At 48.4% G+C, this 24,377-nt stretch carries 27 protein-coding genes; 8 read left to right on the plus strand and 19 right to left on the minus strand.

Translation table 11 applies throughout. The features are described from left to right. Positions 1-7: 7 nt before the first annotated feature. The 3 genes from serS to guaB all read left to right on the plus strand — a co-directional run bounded on the left by serS (position 8) and on the right by guaB (position 3,920). Positions 8-1,285, plus strand: coding sequence for a serine--tRNA ligase (serS, locus tag H8710_RS09955; protein ID WP_249295384.1), 1,278 nt, complete (start codon positions 8-10; stop codon positions 1,283-1,285). Beyond that, on the plus strand, positions 1,285-2,004 hold the full coding sequence (locus H8710_RS09960) for an acyl-ACP thioesterase domain-containing protein (protein WP_249295385.1): 720 nt from the start codon (positions 1,285-1,287) through the stop codon (positions 2,002-2,004). The genes serS and H8710_RS09960 overlap by 1 nt, the downstream gene beginning before the upstream one ends. A gap of 443 nt (positions 2,005-2,447) precedes the next feature. Continuing rightward, entirely contained in the window at positions 2,448-3,920 is a 1,473-nt protein-coding gene (guaB, locus tag H8710_RS09965) for an IMP dehydrogenase (protein ID WP_249295386.1), read from the plus strand. Positions 3,921-4,234: 314 nt separating this feature from the next. Here the strand turns inward: guaB and H8710_RS09970 are convergent, their stop codons facing one another. The 8 genes from H8710_RS09970 to H8710_RS10005 form a co-directional block, all read right to left on the minus strand. Continuing rightward, complete coding sequence (locus H8710_RS09970; RefSeq protein WP_249295387.1) at positions 4,235-4,921, minus strand: phosphoribosylaminoimidazolesuccinocarboxamide synthase; 687 nt, start codon at positions 4,919-4,921, stop codon at positions 4,235-4,237. 316 nt (positions 4,922-5,237) lie between these two features. Continuing rightward, positions 5,238-6,188 (minus strand): DUF3658 domain-containing protein, encoded by a 951-nt coding sequence (locus H8710_RS09975; RefSeq protein ID WP_023345698.1) that lies wholly within the window; start codon positions 6,186-6,188, stop codon positions 5,238-5,240. Between the two features lie 112 nt (positions 6,189-6,300). Continuing rightward, positions 6,301-7,485 (minus strand): plasmid recombination protein, encoded by a 1,185-nt coding sequence (locus H8710_RS09980; protein WP_330582152.1) that lies wholly within the window; start codon positions 7,483-7,485, stop codon positions 6,301-6,303. Beyond that, a complete protein-coding gene (locus H8710_RS09985) occupies positions 7,482-7,721 on the minus strand; it encodes a hypothetical protein (protein WP_118756052.1) in 240 nt (79 codons plus the stop codon). Before H8710_RS09985 ends, H8710_RS09980 begins: the two co-directional genes overlap by 4 nt. A 198-nt stretch (positions 7,722-7,919) precedes the next feature. Further along, positions 7,920-9,077, minus strand: coding sequence for a helicase RepA family protein (locus tag H8710_RS09990; RefSeq protein ID WP_118756053.1), 1,158 nt, complete (start codon positions 9,075-9,077; stop codon positions 7,920-7,922). 7 nt (positions 9,078-9,084) lie between these two features. Continuing rightward, complete coding sequence (locus H8710_RS09995; RefSeq protein WP_118756054.1) at positions 9,085-9,405, minus strand: plasmid mobilization protein; 321 nt, start codon at positions 9,403-9,405, stop codon at positions 9,085-9,087. A gap of 3 nt (positions 9,406-9,408) precedes the next feature. Beyond that, positions 9,409-10,485 carry a site-specific integrase gene (locus tag H8710_RS10000; RefSeq protein ID WP_118756055.1) on the minus strand — a complete coding sequence of 359 codons (1,077 nt, stop codon included), beginning with the start codon at positions 10,483-10,485 and terminating at the stop codon, positions 9,409-9,411. A gap of 12 nt (positions 10,486-10,497) precedes the next feature. Next, a complete protein-coding gene (locus H8710_RS10005; RefSeq protein WP_023345703.1) occupies positions 10,498-10,686 on the minus strand; it encodes a hypothetical protein in 189 nt (62 codons plus the stop codon). 165 nt (positions 10,687-10,851) lie between these two features. Between H8710_RS10005 and H8710_RS10010 the strand changes: the two genes are divergently transcribed. Then, positions 10,852-11,409, plus strand: a complete 558-nt coding sequence (locus tag H8710_RS10010) for a helix-turn-helix domain-containing protein (protein ID WP_118756056.1) — start codon at positions 10,852-10,854, stop codon at positions 11,407-11,409. Next, entirely contained in the window at positions 11,384-11,692 is a 309-nt protein-coding gene (locus H8710_RS10015) for a hypothetical protein (protein WP_249295388.1), read from the plus strand. The genes H8710_RS10010 and H8710_RS10015 overlap by 26 nt, the downstream gene beginning before the upstream one ends. A gap of 116 nt (positions 11,693-11,808) precedes the next feature. Here the strand turns inward: H8710_RS10015 and H8710_RS10020 are convergent, their stop codons facing one another. The 10 genes from H8710_RS10020 to H8710_RS10065 form a co-directional block, all read right to left on the minus strand. After that, positions 11,809-11,988 (minus strand): cysteine-rich KTR domain-containing protein, encoded by a 180-nt coding sequence (locus H8710_RS10020; protein ID WP_006861257.1) that lies wholly within the window; start codon positions 11,986-11,988, stop codon positions 11,809-11,811. A 2-nt stretch (positions 11,989-11,990) separates the two neighbouring features. After that, positions 11,991-12,368, minus strand: coding sequence for a thioredoxin family protein (locus H8710_RS10025; protein ID WP_006861258.1), 378 nt, complete (start codon positions 12,366-12,368; stop codon positions 11,991-11,993). Between the two features lie 18 nt (positions 12,369-12,386). Next, the gene (locus H8710_RS10030) at positions 12,387-13,400 is read right to left on the minus strand and encodes a permease (protein ID WP_006861259.1); all 1,014 of its coding nucleotides are present in this window, start codon (positions 13,398-13,400) and stop codon (positions 12,387-12,389) included. An 88-nt stretch (positions 13,401-13,488) separates the two neighbouring features. Next, the gene (locus H8710_RS10035) at positions 13,489-13,797 is read right to left on the minus strand and encodes an ArsR/SmtB family transcription factor (RefSeq protein WP_006861260.1); all 309 of its coding nucleotides are present in this window, start codon (positions 13,795-13,797) and stop codon (positions 13,489-13,491) included. A 133-nt stretch (positions 13,798-13,930) separates the two neighbouring features. Next, the gene (locus tag H8710_RS10040; protein ID WP_006861261.1) at positions 13,931-14,308 is read right to left on the minus strand and encodes a TnpV protein; all 378 of its coding nucleotides are present in this window, start codon (positions 14,306-14,308) and stop codon (positions 13,931-13,933) included. A gap of 9 nt (positions 14,309-14,317) precedes the next feature. Beyond that, positions 14,318-15,487, minus strand: coding sequence for a plasmid recombination protein (locus H8710_RS10045; protein ID WP_249295389.1), 1,170 nt, complete (start codon positions 15,485-15,487; stop codon positions 14,318-14,320). A 267-nt stretch (positions 15,488-15,754) separates the two neighbouring features. After that, entirely contained in the window at positions 15,755-16,897 is a 1,143-nt protein-coding gene (locus tag H8710_RS10050; RefSeq protein ID WP_122011787.1) for an AAA family ATPase, read from the minus strand. Then, positions 16,887-17,222: a plasmid mobilization protein gene (locus tag H8710_RS10055; RefSeq protein WP_249295390.1), complete on the minus strand. Its 336-nt coding sequence runs from the start codon at positions 17,220-17,222 to the stop codon at positions 16,887-16,889. The genes H8710_RS10050 and H8710_RS10055 overlap by 11 nt, the downstream gene beginning before the upstream one ends. Continuing rightward, positions 17,212-18,303 (minus strand): site-specific integrase, encoded by a 1,092-nt coding sequence (locus H8710_RS10060; protein WP_249295391.1) that lies wholly within the window; start codon positions 18,301-18,303, stop codon positions 17,212-17,214. The genes H8710_RS10055 and H8710_RS10060 overlap by 11 nt, the downstream gene beginning before the upstream one ends. Then, positions 18,303-18,491, minus strand: a complete 189-nt coding sequence (locus tag H8710_RS10065; RefSeq protein WP_003532935.1) for a transcriptional regulator — start codon at positions 18,489-18,491, stop codon at positions 18,303-18,305. Before H8710_RS10065 ends, H8710_RS10060 begins: the two co-directional genes overlap by 1 nt. A gap of 379 nt (positions 18,492-18,870) precedes the next feature. On the opposite strand from H8710_RS10065, the gene H8710_RS10070 reads away from it, so the two are divergent. Next, complete coding sequence (locus tag H8710_RS10070) at positions 18,871-19,404, plus strand: helix-turn-helix domain-containing protein (RefSeq protein WP_249295392.1); 534 nt, start codon at positions 18,871-18,873, stop codon at positions 19,402-19,404. Positions 19,405-19,627: 223 nt separating this feature from the next. Here the strand turns inward: H8710_RS10070 and guaA are convergent, their stop codons facing one another. Continuing rightward, entirely contained in the window at positions 19,628-20,935 is a 1,308-nt protein-coding gene (guaA, locus tag H8710_RS10075) for a glutamine-hydrolyzing GMP synthase (RefSeq protein ID WP_249295393.1), read from the minus strand. 485 nt (positions 20,936-21,420) lie between these two features. On the opposite strand from guaA, the gene H8710_RS10080 reads away from it, so the two are divergent. Together H8710_RS10080 and H8710_RS10085 are read left to right on the plus strand one after the other, a co-directional pair. After that, positions 21,421-22,698, plus strand: a complete 1,278-nt coding sequence (locus H8710_RS10080) for an Ig-like domain-containing protein (protein ID WP_249295394.1) — start codon at positions 21,421-21,423, stop codon at positions 22,696-22,698. Position 22,699: 1 nt separating this feature from the next. Beyond that, entirely contained in the window at positions 22,700-24,322 is a 1,623-nt protein-coding gene (locus H8710_RS10085; protein ID WP_249295395.1) for a peptidoglycan D,D-transpeptidase FtsI family protein, read from the plus strand. The last annotated feature ends 55 nt before the right edge of the window (positions 24,323-24,377 follow it).

The following is a 24,377-nucleotide window of genomic DNA, read 5'->3' on the forward strand; positions in this document are numbered from 1 at the left end:
TGAAAACATGTTGGACATCAAATTTTTAAGGGCAAACCCAGATGCAGTAAAGGAAAATATCAAAAAGAAATTTCAGGACAATAAGCTCTCTTTGGTAGACGAAGTCATCGAATTAGACGCCAAAAGTCGTGCGACCCAGCAGGAAGCTTCTGATCTCCGAGCTGAGCGGAATAAAATCTCCAAAATGATTGGCGGATTAATGGCCCAGGGTAAAAAAGACGAAGCTGAGGAGATGAAACGCAAGGTTTCCGAGCAGGCGGACCGCCTGGCCCAGCTGGAAGAGCAGGAAAAAGAATTACAGGAAAAAATACGTACCATTATGCTCACTATCCCCAATATCATCGACCCAAGCGTCCCCATTGGAAAAGACGACAGTGAAAATGTGGAGCTTGAGCGCTTTGGCGAACCGGTGATTCCGGATTTTGAAGTTCCCTACCACACAGAAATTATGGAAAAATTGAACGGTATTGATTTGGACAGCGCCCGGAAGGTTGCAGGAAACGGTTTCTACTACTTGATGGGTGATATTGCCCGTCTTCATTCCGCCGTACTCTCCTACGCTCGTGATTTCATGATCAACCGAGGCTTTACCTACTGCATCCCCCCTTATATGATCCGCAGCAACGTTGTCACCGGCGTCATGAGTTTTGCCGAGATGGATGCCATGATGTACAAAATTGAGGGTGAGGATCTGTACCTCATTGGCACCAGCGAACACTCGATGATTGGTAAGTTTATCGACACCATTCTGGACGAAAAGAGTCTTCCCCAGACTTTAACCAGCTACTCCCCCTGCTTCCGTAAGGAAAAAGGCGCCCATGGCTTGGAAGAACGTGGTGTTTACCGCATTCACCAGTTCGAGAAACAGGAGATGATTGTGGTCTGCAAACCAGAGGAAAGCCCTCAGTGGTTTGAAAAGCTTTGGAAAAACACCGTCGACCTGTTCCGAAGCCTGGATATTCCTGTCCGCACTATCGAGTGCTGTTCCGGCGATTTAGCTGATTTGAAGGTAAAATCTATTGACGTGGAGGCTTGGTCTCCGCGTCAGCAAAAATATTTTGAGGTGGGAAGCTGTTCCAATCTGGGCGATGCGCAGGCAAGACGGCTCAAAATCCGTGTAAGCAGCCAAGACGGCAAATATTTTGCCCATACCCTTAACAACACGGTAGTAGCGCCTCCCCGTATGCTGATTGCATTCCTGGAAAACAACCTGAACGTCGATGGAAGCGTCAACATTCCCGAAGCACTCGGACCCTACATGGGCGGACAAGAGGTCATCAAATAGTGGATTGCGTCTTTAACAAAACAGTGGAAATCCGCTTTTACGACTGCGACAGCCAAAAACGCGCCAAGGTTTCCACCATTAACAAGCTGATTGCAGATATCGCCGGCATTGGCTATGCTGCAGCGGGCATGACTCATCAGTGGCTTTGGGATCACGGATATGTCTTTTTACTCTCCAAAGTGAGCATTCACTTTGACCGGATGCCGGTTGCTGATGAGACTATCACTGTTTCCACATGGGAACGAGGAAACAAAGGGGCATCTTTTCTGCGGGATTTTGAAATTTTTGATGGGTCGGACAAAAAGTTAATTGACGCCCGTACTGAATGGATTTTAGTGAATCCCGAAAGCCGGCAGATCATCCGTCCCTCCTCTTTTGAAGGTATCCGCGCCACTTTGCCGGAAAGGCAGGCAGATGCACCGGACTGTAAGCGGTTAAAACTTACAGAAGGTAGTTTTTCCGGTGAACGTCAAGTCCGTTACTCTGACTTGGACGGCAACGGACACGTTTATAATGCGGTTTATGCCGACATTTCAGTGGACATACTCCCGCCTTCCCTGCGAGAAAAACGACTGCAAACCTACCAGATTAATTTCATTCATGAGGCGAAAATGGGGGATACACTCTCTCTATATACCGCTGTGGACGGAAATACAGCGACAATTAAGGGATGTATTGCAGAAAAAGACAGTTTTATCTGTAAACTTTCTTATATATAAACAATAATGTAGTGAGGGACATTTTTTATCCACAGAATGCCTGATGAGATCATTTTCTATGGAATTTACCGCATAAAATGCGGTAAAAAGAAAGCAATTCATAAGAACAGTCCCTAGGGGATAGATAAGATTTATCTTTTATGATTTTGGTTTAAATTGATAAAAATTATTCCACAATAGACGAAAAGGTGTGCTTCCACAAAGCACACCTTTTCTGTTCTCCGTTACTTCTGCACAAAAAACCAAAATTCGACCTTTCGAATCTCTCAATCCGCGTTCCTTGAAAGCAAGCCGGCCACGGTGTATAATGGAAAACAACAAGGTAAATGGGAAATGTTTTCCTTTTTGCAAAATACTGCAATTATCCGAAACCAAAAAAGGTTTTGTTGAAGATCTCCACGGTTTTCAAGAAAGCCTTTTTTCAATTAGAAAGGATGTGCCCCATGCTGAATGTAAACCCAGAAAGCAAATTCGTAAAAGAAGGCCTGACCTTTGACGATGTTTTGCTGATTCCTGCAAAATCCGATGTTCTTCCAAGCGACGTATCATTGAGAACCCGCCTCGCCCGGGAGATTTACCTCAATACTCCCGTGTTGACCGCCGCTATGGATACCGTGACCGAGTCAAGAATGGCCATTGCCATCGCCCGGGAAGGCGGTATCGGTATCATTCACAAGAATATGTCCATTGAAGCGCAGACCGAGGAAGTGGACAAGGTAAAGCGTTCGGAAAACGGCGTCATCGTCAACCCATTTTTTCTGGGGCCGGAGCACTATGTCTACGATGCAAACGAATTGATGGCAAAATATAAAATCAGTGGTGTGCCCATCGTGGAAAAAGGAAAATTGGTCGGTATTATCACCAACCGTGACCTGCGGTTTTTAAGCGACTACAATGTAAAAATCAGCGAAGTAATGACGAAAGAGAACCTGATTACCGCTCCGGTTGGAACTACCTTGGACGATGCTCAGAAAATTCTCAGCCGTCACAAAATCGAAAAACTGCCTCTGGTGGACCAAAACGGTATGCTTAAAGGGCTTATTACCATCAAGGATATTGAAAAGGCAGTCCAGTATCCTAATTCTGCTCGTGACAGCCGCGGCAGGCTTCTCTGTGGCGCCGCAATTGGTGTGACAGATGATGTGCTGGAAAGAGCCTCCTCCCTCGTAGAGGCACAGGTAGATGTGCTGGTGCTGGATTCTGCTCACGGCCACAGCCGCGGTATTATCGAATGTGTGAAAAAGGTCAAGGCAGCTTTTCCAGAAATTGCTTTGATCGCCGGTAACATTGCCACTGCTGCTGCCGCTGAAGAGTTGATCGAAGCGGGTGCCGATTGCGTCAAGGTAGGCATCGGCCCTGGTTCAATCTGCACCACCCGTGTGGTGGCCGGTATCGGAGTTCCACAGATTTCCGCCATCTACGACGTGGCTTGCGCAGCGGCGAAACACAATATCCCCGTTATCGCCGACGGCGGCATCAAGTATTCCGGTGACATCGTCAAAGCACTGGCGGCGGGCGCAAGCACTGTCATGCTGGGTAGTTTGTTGGCGGGCTGCGAAGAGTCGCCCAGCGAGAACGAGATTTACCAGGGCCGTCAGTTTAAGGTTTATCGGGGCATGGGTAGCCTGGGCGCCATGGCAAAGGGCAGCAAAGACCGTTACTTCCAGCAAAACAACAAAAAGCTGGTTCCCGAAGGCGTTGAGGGCCGTGTTCCTTACAAAGGAATGGTTGCCGACACCATTTACCAGATGATGGGAGGCCTACGGGCTGGCATGGGCTATGTGGGATGCGAAACTATTGCGGAAATGCACGAAAAGGCCCAGTTTGTGAAAATTACCGGCGCGGGCCTTAAGGAAAGCCATCCTCACGATATTTACATTACGAAAGAAGCTCCCAACTACAGCGCGGAGATATAAAGAAAGAGAAAAACGGGGTTCCCGGCATTGCCGGGGACCCCGATTCATTTCAAGTGATATTCCAACAAATAAATTTGCACAATTTTGGAAAATTATCCTGCCATTCCGTTTTTTCCTGCAAATATGCAAGCTCCTATTCCTTGCCGCTGCCGATAGGTTAAAAGAATCCATAACTTTGCGCAAAGCCGCTGGCCTCATTCCCGAAAATCAGGGAAAAGGGCCCACAAGCAGGTACATCTTCCGGTTTGTGCCCCCAAGCAGCATAGAGGTTAAAAATTTGTGGTTTGAAAATGCGTTACATTGTTTCTGAAACCTTAGTCTATTTTTTCTAAAAGCATCTTGGCACAATCAATTTGATTTGGAATGTTGCCGTTTTCATCCTTGATACGCCAGATGTCAGGGGTAATTTCATCTGCTACGAATACTTTTCCAGTTTCATCATAGCCCATCTCGATTTTGAAGTCGATAAGAGTATAGCCCATGCCCGCAAGCTCCCGCCGCAATACTTCCCCGACCTTTGTTAACACACCCAGCGCCTCTTCATATTGTCCGGGAGCGAGCAAGCCTTTCATCAAGCATAGGCGCTCACTGATTAACGGATCTCCTTGAATATCATCTTTCAAGGTAACTTCAAGATATGGCGGATCGAAAGGAATTCCCTCCTCAAGCGTAAACCGTCTGCACATGCTTCCGGCGGTGAAATAACGCAAAACGAACTCCAGCGGCGGCACGGTAACCTTGCGCACCTCCATCAATCCTTTGTCGATATCCGCGCCCTTGTAATGGGTAGGAATGCCGTTTTTCTCCATCAGTTCAAAAAAGTATTTGGTTATTTTCAATCCAATTTTTCCTTTTCCCTCAACACTTCCGCCGACCGTATTGGCACCGGGATCAAACACACCATTTTCACCCGTAGCACTGTCTTTGAACAATAAGTAGACCGCGCCAGTTGCCTCATCGGTCAAGACGTTTTTGGTTTTGCCTTCATACAAGGTTTTCATTTTAAGCATCTCCTTAAAGTTGTTTTAAAGTCAAAGATTTCACTGATTTTGTAAAACCTACTAGAGATATAAACCATTTTCCCTCTTTATAAATCCTACTCCCACTCGACAAATCCTATTATATGGGGCTGTATTTCCTATACTTTAACAGGCATAACATTCGCAAATTTGTTAATATTTTACCTGTTATTTTTGGCCGCTAATTTTCTTAGTATCAAAATAGTATCACAAAAAGCAGGAGAATACAACTACCTTTTACACCGTTTCCCAGGCTATTCAGCAATAGAAAACACCCTGATATATCGGAAGTTCTCTTTTATTGCGCTCGACGCATTTCGTTCCGGTAGAAGCCGTCACCCTTGGACACTGTAATCAGTTCCCCTTGGGTTTCCATAGCTTGAATACGCTTGGCAATCCACCAGTCGCCGATACCCAATTGATACCGCCCCAATACATCACCGATGAGATGTGCCACCCGGAAAATTCCATCAGGGATTTGGGCACGAATGAATGGATCGTAGAAATCCTCCCCTACACTGCGCAAACGGCCATTGACAACAGCACGCAAGGGTGAATTTTCCTCTCGAAGCTGTGACCACTCCATAGCGATAGCTCTGCGGACATTTTTAGGGATTTCCCGCTCCAGCGGCAGATACGCCGCCCAGTCCCCCGGAGATAGTTCCCCCCAGTTCAAACAGGACTGCACCGTATTATCTTCCAGCGGCATCCACCGGGGCATCTCTAAAGCGGTCACGGGACAATCGCAGTCCCGCAGTTGCCAAAGCACATCATAAAATCCGCACAGGGAGTAAGGCGCATTGCTGTACCAAATGCGCACAGCCTCGCCATGTTTTCCGCCCTCCAAAAGCCGCTCTCTGTCCCGCTGGCGTTGTTCCCAAAGCATATCCCGCTGGGCATAATCGTCTGGGTCGCAATCTGGGAGTGGGAAATCGCCCCCTAGCCAAGCGGTAAGCAAATCAAACCGGGCCTTCTCCACATCAGGGCCGCTTATGGGGCCGATGTCCAGCCCAACAGACGGGCATAGCACATCTCCAGGATTGCCGCCCACAGGTCGTGCCCGGCGGTTCTCTTTCTCCCTCTGGGCCTTGAATTGGGCTATAGCTTGGTTTTTTTCTTCCTGCGTGGGTTCCTTCTCTCCCTCGCCGAAAATAACTCCAATCACCCCAACATCCCAACTGGACGACCCCCAATGCGTGGCCATCTTCAATGTCCCACATTCACTGTCGGAAAAAACTATTTGTAGCATGGTAAAAACTCCGTTTCCAATTCCTTTTTATCGCCCTTATTATAGCAGTAAAATCACCCGCTGACAAGTACAAAACGGGAGGGCACTCATTGGAGCGCCCTCCCACTGTTCGTTACCTCGCCCCCCGGCTGAATTTCCGCTTTGCTTTCCTCTGCTCCCGCTCTTGCGCTTCCCTGCGCTTTGCGTCCTCTACAGCCCGTTCCACTTCTTCTGGGCCGAAAGCCCTCTTGACCCGCTCAAAGTCGGCAACTGTCCCCCGCAGGGCCTTGTTCTCCAACTTCGTTTCCTGCAAGCGGTCGGACAACCGCTCGTTTCCTTCCCTGGCCCGTCCATAGTCCCCCTGCAACCGCTCATACTTCCTCTTCAACTCGACATAGGCCCGGTACAGGGAACGCAGCACCTTGACGATCTGCGCCAACAGGGGCTTGGCTTTCTTCTCCCGGTAGGACTTGGCACTCTCCAGCGGCCCAGGCTCCGGCAATATCCGCTCCGGGTCGTCGGAGAACTGCGCCGCCAACTGCTCCATGTTCCTCACAGCCGGGGCCAGCTCCTTTAGACGCTGCTCCTGCTGTTCCACCTGTCCCTGCTTCTTGGCCTTGACCGCCTCCAGCTCGGCAATCTCTTTCGCCCTCTGCTCCTTTTTGAAGTCCAGTACAGGCAGGTGCTTGTCATGGGTGCCCTTGTCCTCCCACTCAATACCATGGCGCTCCATCACAGCGGCAAGCTGTTCCTTTTCGGAGCGTACCCACTGGCTCCACTCCGTGTCGCCCCTGGTGCCGCCCTTAAAGCCCTGGGCCGCTAACGCCTGTTTGAGAGATACCCTTGTGTCCAGGCCCCGCTTGCTCCCCGTGGTGAACGGTACGAAGTCGATGTGCAGATGGGGCGTGGCCTCGTCCATGTGGAGGTGGGCGGAGAACACCCGGAGCTGGGGGTTGCGCTCCTGGAACCCTCTCATGTACTCGTCCAGCACCGCCGCCGCAAGCTGGCCGTCCTCGCCCTCGGCACTCATGTCGTCCTTGTTCCCCACTTGCAGGATGATTTCATGGAACGGCTTTTCCTGCTTGCTGGAACGTATCTTCTCATAGTAGTCCTCAATCTTGCGGTCTGCCCTGGTCTGCTTGTCGTTGTACCGCTTGAGGGCCTCGTCAAACAGCTCATGGAAAACTGCCTTGATATTTTCGTGGCAGTAGGTTATATTCAAGTGGGAGCGTTCCGGGTCGGTGTTCTTGGCGTTGAACGCCCTGCTGTTGTGGTTCACCGAACCTTGCCCCATCATCGCACTAATCGTCCTTTTCAAATCAACACTCCTTTCGCCGCGCCAGCGGCGGCCTTTGTTACTTTCTGCGAAAGTAACGCAAAAGCACTTTTGACGGCCTTGCGGCCATCAAAAGCGCATTTGCGCCCTACGGGGTGGAGTGGGGGCGTTGCCCCCGCCGTCTGCGGACGGCTCCCCCAGCAGGGCCGCCCTTTGAAAAGGGCACCCTGCACCCCGCCTAAACTTTGACACTCGCCGTTGGGCAGGGGGAAAGGCACAGCCTTTCCCCCTCCCGGCCAGTGTTCTCCGTGGGCCAAAAGTCAAGGGGTTCGGGTTGTATTGCCTTGCGGCAATCTCCACCCCCAGGTATGGCCCCTTGACTTTTGGCCCCGCTCCCCGTGACGGCCGTGACGACCGTGACGATGTTTTACACACCGCCCCCGCTCTCAAAAAAGCCGTCACAGCCGTCACGGTCGTCACGCCTGGGGCGGTTCCAGGGTGAGGGTGATACTTCTCCCGGCGTGGCTTCTGCTGTTCTCATAGCGGATATGGTACTCCGCCGCCAGCCTCCCGGCCCGGATATTCAGCCGCATAGCCAGGGCGTTGGGCTTCATGTCGGTCTGGATAGCCGCCGCCAGCTCCGTGGCGGTGCCGCCCCAGGCGGGCCTGTCTGCTGTCACAAGGGCGGCAACGGCCTCCAATACCGGGTCAGGCGGTTCCACCCACGGCTCCGTTTCCAGCCGCTCCAGCTCCCACACAAGGCGCTCCTTGTCCTTGGTGAGATACATCCGCTGGTCTTGCTGGTCACGCCCGGCCACGTCCAGAATGGCGCTGCCGTCCGTCCGCTTCTCCTTTTGAAGAAGAAAGGCCCCGTCCGCAGCTCCCAACAGGCCGTTGGTGCCGGAAATCATATCAAACTTATCGTCTGCCTGTTGCTTTCGGGTGTGGTGTACCAGCAGGAGGCATATACCGCAATCGTCAGCAAGGCGTTTCAGCTTGCCCACCACCTCGTAGTCGTTGGCATAGCTGTACTTGTCCCCGCCGACCTCCCGGACTTTCTGGAGGGTGTCAATGATAATCAGTTTAGTGTCGGGGTGCTGACGGACGAATTTCTTTAGCTGTTCCTCCAGGCCCAGGCCGAGCTGTTTGGCGTAGATCGCAAAGAGCAGGTCGTTGGTGCCGTCCATGCCGAACATCCGATACAGCCGCCCCTGCAAGCGGCGGTGGTCGTCCTCCAACGCCAGATAGAGGACGGTGCCCTTGTGGACGGGGTAGCCCCACAGGGGGAGGCCCATGCTCACATGGTAGGCAAGCTGGGCCATCAGGAATGACTTGCCCACCTTGGGCGCTCCCGCAAAGAGGTACGTCCCAGGATAGAGCAGACCGTCAATGATTGGCGGTCTGCTCTGGTAGACATTCTGGTAAAGCTCGTTCATGGAAACCGTGTGGAGGTAGGCCGGGTCGCTTGTCCGTTGAAGCTCCCGAAGAATATCCTCCATACTTTCATCCTGGGGGTTGTTTTCGGTAGCCGCTTCTGATATACTGGCCGTGGTACATATTTTTGAATTGGGCTGTTCCCCGTCTGCGCCAACAGACGGAACCGGGACAGTCCTTTTCGTTTCTCTGGAATCCATCAATCTATCAATCCTCCTTCATGCCGTCCAGCGTCACGGTGATAAGGCGGATGGTGGCAAGAAGTTCATCATCCACCCCATCCCCGGCCTCCATGCGCCGCAGCTCCCCCAGGACGGCGGCGAGCTGGTCGCGCAGGGCTTTGTAGACCCTGGGATTGCCCTGCACCACAATGTCCCGGTTCAGCAGCCGCCGGGTGATGTAGTCCTGCTTGGTCAGCCCGGACAGGCGCACATAGGTGTCCAATAAATCGGCCTCCTCCGGCGACAGCCTGAACGCCACCTGACGATTTCTCCAACGGTTGTAGTTGTCGAGATTTTTCGCAGACATGATTTAAGCCCCCTTTCGCTCCATGTTCAGCTTGTCCGCCATCTCCGCCTGCCGGGTGGGGAACAGGTGAGCGTAGCGGTAGGTGATGTCGATACTCTCATGCCCCACCCGGTCAGCGATTGCCAGGGCGGTAAAGCCCATGTCAATCAGCAGGGAAATGTGGCTGTGTCTCAAGTCGTGAATCCTGATCCGCTTGACCCCGGCCTCTTTCGCTCCCCTGTCCATCTCCCGGTGAAGATAGGATTTCGTCACCGTGAAAATGCGGTCTGTCGGCTCCACGGCGTACAGGCTCTTGATGTAGTCCTCCATTTCTTCACAGAGGAAAGCTGGCATTTGAATGACCCTGTTGCTCTTGGCCGTCTTGGGGTCGGTGATAACGTCCTGCCCTTTGATACGCTGGTAGGATTTCGAGATAGAAACCGTCTGCTTCTCAAAGTCGAAGTCCGCCGGGGTGAGGGCCAGCAGCTCCCCCTCCCGAATACCGCACCAGTAGAGCATTTCAAAGGCGTAGTAGGAAAGAGGCTTGTCCATCATAGCGTCAGCGAATTTCAGATACTCCGCTTTCGTCCAGAACAGCATTTCCCGGCCCTTGGCCTTGCCCATGTTGCCCACCTGGGCGGCGGGGTTGGCTTTCAGATTGTAGTGCTTCACCGCATGATTGAAAACGGCGCTCAACTGATTGTGGAGCGTTTTCAGGTACACGGGGGAATAGGGCTTGCCATTCTTGTCCCGGTAGTTCAGCATTTCGCTCTGCCACGCCATGACCTCCTTGGAATGGATTTCGCTCATTTTCCGCTTTCCAAAGTAGGGCACCAGCTTTTTGTAGAGGATATGCTCTTTCGTCCCCCAGGTGTTTTCCTTGATACGGCCTTTCATGTCCGCAGCGTAGAGCGCCACGAAGCTCTCAAAGGTCATATCCAGGTCGGCGGTCTGCTGTTGCAGGAACGTCCGTTCCCACTCCAGCGCCTCCCGCTTGGTCTTGAAGCCCCGCTTCATCTTCTTTTCCTTTTTCCCTGTCCAGTTCTCAAAGTAAAAGGACGCATACCATGTTCCCTTGGCCTTGTCTTTATACGCTGGCATTTTCTTCCCTCCTTACTGATTTTCCCGCAGTCCATAGAACTTTTCCTCGAAGTAGCGTCTGCTCACCCGTCCGGGGATGGTGAGGAAACCCTTCTGCTTCAGCTCCTCGTTCATCTCCCGCACCAGCTTGTAGGCGTAGGGCTTGGAGATACCCAGCGCCCCGGCCACTTCCTCGGCCCGTACAAACAGCTCTTTGCTCAAGTGCAACACCTCCTTATTCGTTGTTCGCAAAATTGTTAATGCTGACATCCTTATTATACATTCGCATGGTTGTTAATGTCAAGAGTTTATTTCGCAATTTTGTTAATTTTCTTCTTGCATATTTCGCTTATTTGCGCTATACTATTTTCAAAGGCGGTGGAACATATGACAGTAGGAGAAAAAATCAAGAAAATCCGCACATTTCGGGGTATGACGCAAAAGGAATTGGGGCTGGCTATCGGCTTTGAGGAAAAGGGAGCGGACAACCGTATTGCCCAGTACGAAACGAACTACCGTGTGCCCAAGAGGGAACTGCTGGACAAGATTGCCCAGGCCCTGCGGGTAGACCGTCAGAACTTCTATACGGTTCAACCTGGCTGTGCCGAGGACTTCATGCGGACGTTTTTCTGGCTGGACGAGGACAGCCCCGGCTCCATCCGCCTGTTTCAGCTTGTCCGCAACCCCGGCAAGATAGGGGCCTCCGATGATACCGCCGTCCGCTACAACGACACGGACGATTGGCCCGCTCAACCTCCCGTGGGTATCTACTTCAACTATGGCCTCGTTGATGATTTCATGCGGGAATGGCTTTTGCGCCAGCAGGAGCTACACGCCGGGGAGATTACCAGGGAAGAATACTTTGAATGGAAAATCAACTGGCCGAGTACCTGCGATGACGGGAAAGAATCGAAATACTATGTACCCTGGAGAAAAGAAAAATAGGGCAAGCAAAACCGCCCTGCTGAATTTGTCGTTCAGCAGGGCGGTTCGCTTGCCCTTTGCAATCATTCTCTTGTGTGACCGGGTTGAAATGAATAGTATCAAACCAGTATCACAAGGCAAAGTGACAGGTCAAAAACCCTGTATTCATGCGGGTTTGCGCCGTTTTAACGGTCATTCGAACTCGACAAATACTAATCAATTTTGTTTAATGATTATTCTCTGCCGTGTTCGTAGTTCTTTTGATTATTTGATGTATCCATATTATCCTGCCTATATGAGCTAATGTTATCATTTTGTTATCGGCATTGATAACACTCGCTCTGCAACTGCGGATAATAGCAATATGTTCCGACTCAAATTATAAGCGATTTTGCTTAGAAAATCAAGATGTCTGAACAATTATCCATCCACTTTTTTGCATACGGATACGGTCATATCCCTCACATTGATTAAAGTTTCGTGCTTACACTTAGGACAATAGAGCGGAAAATTTTTAATGACCGTATCTTTTCTAATTTTATCACGAGTTTTATTGCCGCAAACGGGGCATTTTACCCATTCTGTTTTTTCCTTTTCCACTTTTAAAACCCTAACTTTCGCAATAAAGCCACGACTTCATTTGCTTTTAGCACTTTGCCCATAGCAACAACCTTTTCATTGACTACAATGGCGGGCATACTCATTACGCCGTATTCCATTACCTTTTGCATATCTGTAATGTATTCCACCTCTACGGAAAGCCCCATATCCTTTATTGCCTGTTTAGCGTTTTCATACTGTTCGTGGCAGGATTTACAGCCTGCACCCAATACCTTAATACAGCAAATTCCGTCCTTTGCTTCAGAACAACAGTCCTTTGTGATTTCTTCTGCCTCACTTGTCGGGCAACCACAACCACAAGCACAAGCAGGTGCTTTCTTTTCTTCTTCTTTTTTCTTTCCGAAATTAAACAATGCCATAGTGATAACCTCCTAAAATTAAACAATTAAATATTGTATTGCGTTGAAGAAATAACCTACAACGATAATACCGACTGTGCATATTGCAATGAAAATGCCGAGCAGCTTTGGCTTAACCGCTTTGCGAAGCATAATCATTGATGGAAGAGAAAGGGTAGTTACGCCCATCATAAAGGAAAGGACAACACCGAGCAAAGCGCCCTTTGCAAGTAAGGCTTCTGCAATCGGGATTGTGCCGAAAATATCCGCATACATTGGAACGCCTGCGATAGTAGCAAGCACAACGCCAAACGGGTTGTTATCCCCAAGTACCTTGACAATGAGATCTTCGGGTATCCAGTTGTGAATAATTGCGCCGATACCGACACCGATTAACACATAAGGTGCAACCTTTTTAGCTGTTGAAACGACCTGTTCCCAAGCATATTTCATACGGTCTTTGAAATGCAGTTCTTCCTGCGGAACATCAATAGCGTGACCGTTTCGGATATATTCTTCCACTTGATTTTCAAGGTGCAGTTTTTCAATCAACGTACCGCCGACAACAGCAATTACCAAACCGAGAACAACATACAAAACGGCAACTTTCCAACCGAATATACTCATCAGTAAAACAAGACTACCGAGGTCAACCATTGGCGAAGAAATCAAAAAGGAAAATGTAACGCCAAGCGGCAAACCCGCACTAGTAAATCCGATAAACAGCGGAATAGAGGAACACGAACAAAACGGCGTTACCGTACCGAGTAATGCGGCAATGATATTTGCCCATATCCCGTGAAACCTGCCAAGTATCTTTTTTGTTCTTTCGGGTGGAAAATAGCTTTGAATATACGAAATAATCAAAATCAACACACCGAGTAGTACCATAATTTTTATAGTATCGTAAATAAAGAACTGAATGCTGCCGCCTACTCTGCTTGTAGTATCTAAACCGCAGGCATTCAATATAGTTGATATGAGCCTACTCAGCCAACCCATACCGAGGACTTCATTTTGAAAAAAGTCCCAACCAATTTTTAATGCTCCCATAAAAAGCTCCTTTCATATAGTTATATTGAAATGCGTCTATATATTGGCGATTTTATAAGCCGTGCGGAAAAGTAATCTATAAACTTACTCACTTTTCACAGCACGACTTGTTTTTGTATTCAACATCAAGAGTTGTCAACTGCTCCAAACATACCTTTGCCTGCTTCACACCTTTTTCTGAAATGGAATAGTGCGTCCATTTTCCCTCTTTGCGACCAACGACAATTTCAGCGTCACAAAGTATTTTCATATGATGAGAAAGCGTGGGCTGTGTCACATTGATTTCTTCCAACAGCTTACAGGCACATTTTTCGCCCGAACGCAGTAGCTTTATAATTCTAATACGGTTTTCATCACAAAATGCTTTGAAGATTGCCGCAGTTCTTCTTTCGTCCATCTCTCAAAATCACCTCCCATAGATAATTGTCTATGTGTAATTATATGCGTCACATAGAAAATTGTCAATATGTATTTTGAAATTTTTTTGAAAAAAGCGGCGGCAGAGATTTCACTCCCTGCCGCTTTGCCAGTTAAGCATAGATTAAATTTGTATAAACAATTTCCATTGCTCTATTACGAATATTATTTATTTTTTGTACCCACAGCATTTGATTTTCAGCCTTGAGCGTCTCGGTCACATCCTCATGCTCTGCCATCTGTCTTACCATCCGAGAAAACCATTCTTCTGCTTGTTCGTCAATATCGGCAAGATAGCTGTTCAACTTGCCGCTTGTGAGCAGAGTAGTATAGGTTGCTTTTTTATGCTCTTGCAAGTAGCGTTTGTGCCGCTGTCCCCATACGCCGATTGGATGATTTTCTTTATCGGCTGGTAGACTAAGGCAAGGGATAAAATAATCCCCTTGCCGTACATAAGTGCCGCCCATTTCTTCAAAAATTGTCTTTGCCATTGTCTGTTCCTACCTTTCGTATTGATTATTTCTAAAGCGTGTGCCACGCTGTTTAGACTGCCTTGCCTGTTCTAACAGGCTGTCAATCTGCTTACTACCGAACACCTTTCGCAGCAACGTATAGTCCTTAATTTCTTCCCTCAATCGGTTATTATCGGAGGTCAACTGTTTATTGTGATTTTTAAGTTTTTCATTGCTACGGTACAGACTGGCGTTTGTCTGATTGAGCCTTTGGTAATCATCAATCGCTTGAAAGCACCGCACCATAAGCGTTTTAATAAGAGATTTCAGCCGCTTAATTAGCGGCTCGACCACTTTGCTCTTATAACTTTTGGCAGTCATAAAACCTTGTGGTTCGGGTAACTGATATTCGGGAGCATTCTCCAGTGCGCTCTGCATTTGCGAAAGTGAATCCGTACCCTTATCAAAATTTTGAATACGCTTTGAAAGCGTTTCAAACTCTGTCTGCTTGTCTATGATTTTGCTTTCCAGTTGTTCAATTTCTTCTGCCCGCTCCTGCTTTTTATAGTCCAAAACAGAGAGATGTTTTTCGTGTGTGCCTTTCTGCTCCCACTCAATTCCGTACCGTTCCATAACGGCGGCAAGCCGTTCTTTTTCGGAAAGTACCCATTGCGACCATTCCGTATCGCCACGAGAGCCGCCCTTAAATCCCTGTGCGGCTAACGCTTGTTTGAGTGATACTCTCGTATCAAGTCCACGCTTGCTGCATGTTGTAAACGGCACAAAATCAATGTGGAGGTGGGGCGTTGCTTCGTCTAAATGCAGATGAGCCGAGAATACTCTAAGCTGCGGATTTCTCTCTTGAAAACCACGATAATACTCATCTAAGACCTGCCTTGCAAGCTGTCCGTTCTCACTTTCTGCACTCATATTTTCCTTATCGCCAATCTGCAAAATCAATTCGTGGAATGGTTTTTCCTGCTTGGAACTGCGGATTTTTTCATAATAGTTTGCTATCTTTCGGTCTGTTCTTGTCTGTTTAGCGTTGTATCTTTCGAGTGCTTCATCGAACAATTCGTGATAGACTTTTTTAATACTCTCATTACAGTAATCTATGTTGAGGTGGGAACGGTCAGCGTCAACATTCTCCGCTTTGAATTTACGGCTGTTGTGATTGACCGAGCCTTTCCCGACCATTGCGCTTATCGTTCTTTGCATAAATCGTTTCCTCTCCTTTCTGCGCCGTTAGGCGCAAGCCTTTGTTACTTTCTGCGAAAGTAACGCAAAAGCACTTTTGTCAGCTCCGCCAACAAAAATGCAACCTGCAAGCAGGTTTTGCGCTCTCCGAGGGGCAAAGAGCCGCCTTTGAAAAGGCGCTCTCTGCACTCTCCGCCAAACTTTAATCGGTGTCAATGTGTGACGATGGTGACAATGTTTGAGATACCAGTACCACTCTCAAAACATTGTCACCTTTGACACCGTTTGTCACGCCACCCCATCGGTTTCTTTCCAAAGTGAAACCTTTCTGCCATCGTGCGTGCGGCTGTTCTGATAGCGAATACCATAATCACGAAACAGCCTGCTTGCGTTGATACTAAGCCTAAGTGAAAGCACATTCGGTTTTATATCCACGCCGAGCCTTTCGCAAAGTTCTGAAGCTGTTCCCTCCCATCTGTTACTTTCCGAAAAAAGAATAGCTGCAATTTTTTCAAGCAAAGGCTCAGGCGGCTCTTTCCACAGCTCCGTTTCCGATTTTTCAAAGTTCCACACCAAACGCTTGCTATCTCTCACAAGATGAATTTTCATATCCTGCTGATCCCTGCCTGCCACATCAAGCGTGGCATTATTAGAAGTTCTCTTTTCCTTGCTGAGAACAAATGCTCCATCTGCCGCACCCATCAATCCGTTTGTTCCCGAAATCATATCAAAAATATCTTCCGCTTTCTGCTTTCGGGTGTGATGAACGATGAGCATTGTAACTTTATAACTGTCTGCCAACGCTTTGAGCCTTGCCACAATGTCATAGTCGCTTGCGTAGCTGTAATCTGCCCCGCCAGCTTCACGGACACGCTTTAAGGTGTCTATGATTATTAAACCCGTGTCGGAGTGTTCCTGCATAAATCCTCTGATTTGTTCTTCCAAACCACCATTAACCGTTTTACACTCCGTTGCAAAATATAGATTGCCTGTTTCTTCTGCACCGAACATCTGAAACAATCGTTTCTGCAAGCGTGGGTAATCATCTTCAAGAGCAAAGTAAAGCACCGTTGCTTTTCGCACCTTATAATCCCACAGCGGCGTTCCTGTGCTGATATGGTAAGCAAGCTGCGCCATCATAAAACTTTTCCCTACCTTAGGGGAGCCTACAAAAAGGTAAGTTCCCCTTTGGAGCAGACCGTCAATCAGCGGCGTCTGTATATCAAATACGGTATCATACAAAGCCGCCATTGATACCGTTTTGAGATACGAGGGAGATAACTGCCGCAGCATTTCCCTCTGCATTTCTTCAAAACTCTTGATATTTTCATCGCAGTCGGCTATACTATGGTCAGTACATTTAGGAAACGGCTGCTCCGTATCTGTTGCCGCAGATACATTTGGAGTAGTCATTTCTTTTTTATTCTCCATTCCCATCTTCTCCTTTCAGACCGCCGAGGATAACTGTTATCAGTTCAATCACATTCAACAGCTCGTCATTGATTTTTTCGCCCGCTTCAATCCTTTGCAATTCTGTAAGAACGGCGGCAAGTTCCTTGTGAAGTGCCTTAAATACTCTCGGATTGCCCTGCACCACCACATCCTGATTCAGACAGCGGCGGTAACAGTATTCCCGTTTCGGCAAGCCCGATAAGGCAACCGCCTTGTTAATGAGTACGTTTTCTTCGGGCGATACCCGAAACCCTACCGTGATATTCCTCCAACGGTTTTTGTTATCTCTGTTTTTAGCCGACATTTTCAAAATCTCCTTTCCCCAAATCATCTAATCTATCTGCCATTTCCGTCTGTTTGGATGGGAACAGGTGGGCGTACTGATAAGTGATTTCAATACTTTCGTGTCCTACACGGTCGGCAATCGCCACCGCTGAAAATCCCATATCAATCAGCAAACTGATGTGGCTGTGCCGTAAGTCATGAATGCGGATACGCTTCACGCCTGCGGCTTTCGCCCCTCTGTCCATCTCGTGATGAAGATAGCTTTTCGTTACCGTAAAGATACGGTCTTTCTTTTTGAGTCCGTAGAGCATACCGAGATATTCCTGCATTTCCTCACAGAGAAAATGCGGCATTTTAATGGTGCGGTTGCTTTTCTTTGTTTTCGGCGTGGTAATCACATCTTTCCCGTGCAGACGCTGATAGGACTTGTTGATTGTGACCGTTTCCTTGTCAAAATCGAAATCCGCAGATGTCAGCGCCAGCAGCTCGCCCTCACGGATACCGCACCAGTAGAGCATTTCAAAGGCGTAAAAGGAAACAGGCTTGTCCATCATCTCAAAGGCAAATTTCTTGTATTCCTCTTTTGTCCAGAACAGCATTTCTCTGTGTTCCTCGCTGCCCATATTTCCCACCTTTGCGGCTGGATTGGAGCGCAGCTCGTAGTAGCGTACAGCGTGGTTAAAGATAGCGGAAAGCTGATTGTGCAGCGTCTTCAGATAGGTCTGCGAATAGGGCTTTTTCTTCTCATCACGATAGGCAAGCATTTCATTCTGCCAAGTGATGATCTCCTTTGTAGAAATCTCGCTGATTTTCAGTTTACCGAAAAAGGGCAGTATTTTCGTGCGGATAATATGCTCCTTCGTCAGCCAAGTGTTTTCCTTCAGACGATTTTTCACATCTCGGATATACAGCTCCGTAAAAGCCTCAAAGCTCATATCAAGGTCGGAGGAATTCTGTAGCTGGAACATTCGCTCCCACTCCTGCGCTTCTTTCTTTGTGGTAAAGCCACGCTTGCATTTCTGTTTGCGCTCGCCTTTCCAGTTCACATACCTTGCCATCACATACCAAGTACCGTTGTCCTCATTTTTGAATACCGGCATTATTCCTTCTCCTTTCCAGCTCCATAGAGCCTTTCATAAAAATACTGGCGATTAACACGCCCCGCAATCGTAATAAATCCCTTTGCTTTCAGCTCCTCGTTCAGCTTCCTGATGAGCTTATAGGCATAGGGCTTGGATACATTGAGTTCCTGCGCCACATCGTCGGCACGGATAAACCTGTTTTCCATATACATCACCTTCCCTTCTGTTTTCCAAATTCATTTATTTCGTGTCGGAATACTTTCTTGCCGCCTTCCGATTTGCCCGGGCGGGCACGCCATTACCGTGGCGCACGACGGACATTAAACTTATTTGCTTAATGCTATTTCATTATACTAAGCATATTTGCTTTTGTCAAGCGGTTTACGAGAAAATATTAAACTTTTTTGTTTCGTTTTCTCTTGACTTTCGCTAAACATATCTGCTATACTAGTCGTAGAATGAATTGACGACCAGTTCAAGGTTCTGTCAAGCAGGAGAGGGTGGAGATTTTCGCAGAAAATACTACCCGGCGCTTGACAGGTTCTTATACTGATTGCAGATACATAAGCAAGGAGTGTAAACACTATGGCGATTGGCGAGAGAATCCATTTTTTCAGGCTTCTGCGTGGTATGACGCAAAAGTATCTTGGTACGGCTGTCGGCTTCCCCGAAAGGAGCGCCGATGTACGCTTGGCGCAATATGAAACCGGCTCCCGCAAACCAAAAGCGGATTTAACGGCTGCACTGGCGCAGGTGCTTGATGTTTCCCCGCAGGCTCTTGATGTTCCTGACATTGACAGTCAGATCGGTCTTATGCACACCTTATTTACCCTTGAAGATGTGTATGGGCTGACCGTCAGCGAAGCAGACGGAGAAGTTTGTCTGAAAGTCAACAAAGACAAGGGCAAAGAGGCTTACGAGCTGCTGCAAATGCTCCATGCTTGGAAAGAGCAGGCGGACAAGCTCTCTGCCGGTGAAATCAGCAAGGACGATTACGACCGCTGGCGTTACTACTATCCGAAATACGACACCACGCAGCTCTGGGCGAAAGTGCCTTCACAGGAGTTAAGCAATACGCTGGTGGAGGCATTTCAGGACAAGCTCAAAAAAGATGAATAAGAACGACAAAAAGCCCTTAGCTATGAGTTACTACCCACAGCTAAGGGCTTTGTTTATAATATGGATTTTTTGTTGTACAGCCGCCTGTCAATCATTCTGTAACCCTAAAACCACTGGATTACAAGAATAACGGCTCTTACACAACTGTTATCAAATTGTTATCAAAAGACCTCTTGAAAGTCCACAAACCCGCATAAACACTGGATTTCTTCGACATCTCAATTTATTCCCACTCAATAGTGGCCGTAGGCTTCGGCGACAAGTCATAGCACACACGATTGACGCCCTTTACTTCCTTTAGGATACGGTCGGTAATTTTCAAAAGCAGCGGCCATTCCAGTTGCTCTATAGTGGCCGTCATAGCGTCGATAGTGTTGACTGCCCGGATGATAACCGGATACTCAAAGCATCTGGCATCGTCCTTGACACCGACGGATTTAAAATCGGGAACCAGAGTAAAGTACTGCCAAACCTTGCCCTCAAGACCTGCGTTGTGGAACTCTTCCCGCAGAATAGCGTCAGATTCCCGCACAGCTTCTAAGCGGTCTCTGGTGATGGCGCCGAGGCAACGGACACCCAATCCAGGGCCCGGGAACGGCTGACGATAGACCATGGACTCCGGTAGGCCCAGTTCTACACCACAGGCACGAACTTCATCTTTAAAGAGTTGGCGGAGGGGTTCTACCAGAGTGAATTGCAGGTCTTCCGGCAGACCGCCCACATTGTGGTGAGATTTGACCATTTTAGCGGTTTTGGTGCCGCTTTCTACAATATCAGGATAGATGGTACCCTGGCCGAGGAAGTCGATCCCCTCTAATTTCCGGGCTTCTTCCTCAAACACGCGGATAAACTCTGCTCCGATGATTTTCCGCTTTTGCTCCGGATCAGCCACATTTTCGAGCTTGCCTAAAAAGCGTTCAGTGGCGTCTACATAGATGAGATTTGCCTTCATCTGTTTTTCAAATACCTCAATGACCTGCTCCGGCTCCCCTTTCCGCAGAAGGCCGTGATTTACGTGAACGCAGTAAAGCTGGTCTCCAATAGCCTTTAAGAGCAGTGCGGCGACAACGGAGCTGTCTACCCCGCCGGAGAGTGCGAGCAAAACTTTTTTGTTCCCTACCTGTTTTTTCACCAGTTCAATCTGGTCGGCGATGAAGTTTTTCATGTTCCAGTTAGCTTCTGCTTTGCAGCTATTGAACACAAAGTTTCTGAGCACCGAGGTGACCTCTTCGTCATTTGTCCCAAAGGTGTCCAAGGAAATCGTTGCTTTGGGAGCCGGATGAGCCGCCGCCAGTACCGGAATACTCATTTCATAGACATGGTTGCCTACGTCGATCTTTGCGCCGTCTACTACGTTGTTGGGGCCGCCATTGACAATAATTCCCTTCACGTTGGGAAGAGCCTCAAGTTCCTCCTTCGTAATGTCGTGGGGATAAATTTCACTGTAAACACCCAAATCGCGGACGAGCCTTGCGATGCGGGTGTTTTCTCTGGAACCAAGATCCAAAATTACAATCATGTCCTGTTTCATAAAGTCCCTCCAATAATTTTTCCGGCAACGCAACCACCAAAAGATAAAAAATAGCTACTCTGCTTGGATACGAAATGCTACCTAACTTGATAAATTTGTTACAATTAAGGTGCAGAATTTCGGCTTAACCCCTTGTAATGGGGGAAAATAAAATTACAGGGCATTTCATGTCCGCAATACGCAGTACAGCTCTTTTTAACAGTTTGCTTTTTTAAAAGGCGTATGCCCTTTGAGACTGTTTCCGATGGCCTTTACCGCAAAAAAAGCAAATTTAAAAAATTGTGATTTTTGTTGACACTACTTTTATTTTGCCATGAAATAGAAAAAATTTCAAGGGAAAACGGCAAATAGAGGCGAATACCGTCAGAATACCGGAATCTCCTGAGGAATTTCATCTGGTTACTATGCAAAAAAGAGGGAGCCTATGGGCATACTGAATAAAGAATCTGTTTTTTCACAGTGTCCACAGAAAGTGGTGAATAACTTTGAAGCAAAAAATAGCAACTATCCTTCTTCTCCTACTAATTTGTTGTCCGGTATTGACGGTATCGGCGGGAATTTTCGACTGGCCTAATCTCTGTCCTGCCAATGTATCAGAAATCTCTTTAAACGTGTCAGCATCATCCTACTCCTTTTCGGCTGAGGAGTTGGAGCGGAGACTGAATGTCCCTGTGGGCAGCCTTAAGGGCATTACTATTACCCGTCTTCCAGGAGCTTCCGAAGGAAGCCTCCGGTTAAACGGGGAACCCATCGGACTTTACGAAGAAATCAGCCGGGAGGCCCTTGAAAGGTTGACCTTTGTTCCTGAAAAGGCGGTTTCAGCCGTCTCTATTTCTATACTTCCAAAAGTAAAGGATTCCGTCCAAACTGTGGTATCCCTCCGCGTCCAAGCTGCCGTTTCCCTGCCGATTGAGGCTGCCTCTGGAGAGTATGAAACCCTATCAGAAGTACCTTTATATGGGTATCTTTCAGCATATAACCCCAATGGAGATTTTCTGCGGACCATTCTGGTCCAAAGACCGGAAAAAGGCACCGTCTCTTTTGACGGACAGTCCTTTTGCTATGAACCTTTTCCCGGGAGCGAAGGCACCGATCGTTTTACGGTTGCATTGGCCGATGAGGTCGGTAACCGTTCCACAGAAGCAGTGCAGACCATTTCGATTGAACCGAAGGACAACCAGTATGATTACTGGGACTTAAACGGTTCTTCCGCTTATTATAGTGCAATCAAGCTCCTTCAAAATGACATTTTTACTGGAGAAACCATCGGCTCCCGCCGGTACTTCAGGCCTCAGCAGGCGGTCACTCGAGGGGATTTTCTCATGCTCCTCATTTCCGCCTGTGGATGGGAAAACGAGCTGCCCATTGCCTCTCCCAACACCGGCCTTGCAAACGACAGCCAAATCCCCTCCTATATGAAACCATACATCTCGTTAGGTATTGAAAAGCATGTCATTCTTGAGGAAACCTTTGCCCCAAATGAGATTCCCACTAGAGCGGAAGCAGTTGTAATGGCTGACCGAGCCTGTCGCCTCTCTAAAGTAGAGAGGGCCAATCTTTCTTGGGCAGACTTAAGCGAGATCCCCCAGTGGTCCTTGCAAAGCTATATGAATCTGTCTGCCTATGGTTTACTATCCTTCCCGGATAATTACGCCCGCCCAAATGACGCACTTACTCGGGAAAACACGGCAGATTTACTGTGGCAATGCAGAAAAATGATTACAAAAAGTAATATAAAAAAATTTAATACGAAAGGGAAATAATATGCAGCCGTTTACCAAGGGAATCGAAAAGCGAACAATTATTTTTTTCGCTGGATTTGTTTTGCTGTTTTCCCTTTTATATGTTCGTCTGGGGTATTTATCCACCTCCCCCGGTCTGACGGAGACGGCGAAAAACCAGTCTAAATACACCCTGACCATTGAGCAGCGGCGGGGACAGATATACGACTGCAACCTGCTTCCCATGGTCAATCGGACCGGCAAGTCCCTTTACGCGGTTCTTCCCACTTCTTCCAACATGAAACCGGTATTAGATGCTGTCTCCAGGGAAAGCCGCGACGTGGTGTCGGATCTTTTGCAAGCAGCAAAGCCGTTTCTTCTTCAAAGCGACAAGGAAATTCAAGCGGACAATGTGACACCTTTTTATCAAAGCCAGCGGTATGAGCGTTACCAGCTCGCGCCGCATATCATCGGTTATCTGGACAGTGAAAAAAACGGTGTTACAGGCATTGAAAAGGGGTATAATGATTTTCTTGCCCAGCACACCTCCAAGACGCAGGTGGTATATACAATGGATGGACTGGGGCACGGTATGCCCGGCGTAGAGCCGGAAATTCGGGAAACCGGCAGCGATCCGGCAGGAATAGTGTTATCAATCGACAAAGATATACAAACAGTAATACAAAATGAGGGAGGCCGAGGACTCAAAAAAGGGGCAATTGTCGTCATGGACCCCTATAATGGCGAAATCAAAGGGGCTGCCAGTTTTCCCCTGTTTACGCCCACCGATTTATCCAAAAGCGTTCGGGACACCGAAAACTCTCCCATGATTAACCGAGCATTTCTTCCGTATAACGTAGGCTCAACCTTTAAAATTGTCACAGCCGCTGCCGCTTTGGAAGCGGGAATCCCTTTGAGCGAGACGGCGGAATGTACCGGAAGCGTTGACGTGAGCGGGCAAATCATTCGTTGCCACAAGCGGGATGGACACGGGACGCTGGACATGCTGGACGCCATGAAGGAATCCTGCAACCCTTACTTTATCCATCTGGGGCTTAAGGTGGGCGGTGGTTCTCTACTGTCTATGGCTGAGCGGTTTGGATTTGGTCAAGGGTATCAGCTTGCCCCCAACATTTATACTGCTGACGGGACGCTCCCTTCAAAACAGGATATGCTCAATCCTGCCGAGGTGGCAAACCTGAGTTTTGGTCAGGGAAAGCTCACGGCAACACCTGTACAGGTGGCCCAGATGATTTCGGTTGTGGCAAACGGCGGATATCTGGTGGCTCCAAAGCTTGTTGTAGGTCAAACACTGGATGGACAAACTGTCGAGCGGACGGCAGACATCGCGCCAAAGCAGATCATTAGTGGAGAAATCGCCTCTCAAATACAAAGCTTTCTCGTTCATTGTGTCATGGTGGCAGATGGTCAGAATGCCCTCCCTGAGAAAACCACGGCGGGCGGAAAAACAGGGACCGCCCAGACAGGCCGGTTCAACGATGAGGAAAAGGAACTGGAACAAGGGTGGTTTGCGGGATTTTTCCCCGCTTCCAATCCTCGGTATGTGGTGGTGGTGCTTTCCGAGGAGACCGGTTACGGCAATACGACTGCCGCTCCGGTGTTCAGCAAAATCGCCGACGCGCTGGCAGAAAAAGTTAAGGAGTAAAAGGGCGGGTTCCGCCCTTTTTGCTGTTTTATACTGGTGATGCAAACCATGAATT

The organism is Fumia xinanensis, from assembly GCF_014384905.1.
GTDB classification, from domain to species: domain Bacteria; phylum Bacillota; class Clostridia; order Oscillospirales; family Ruminococcaceae; genus Fumia; species Fumia xinanensis.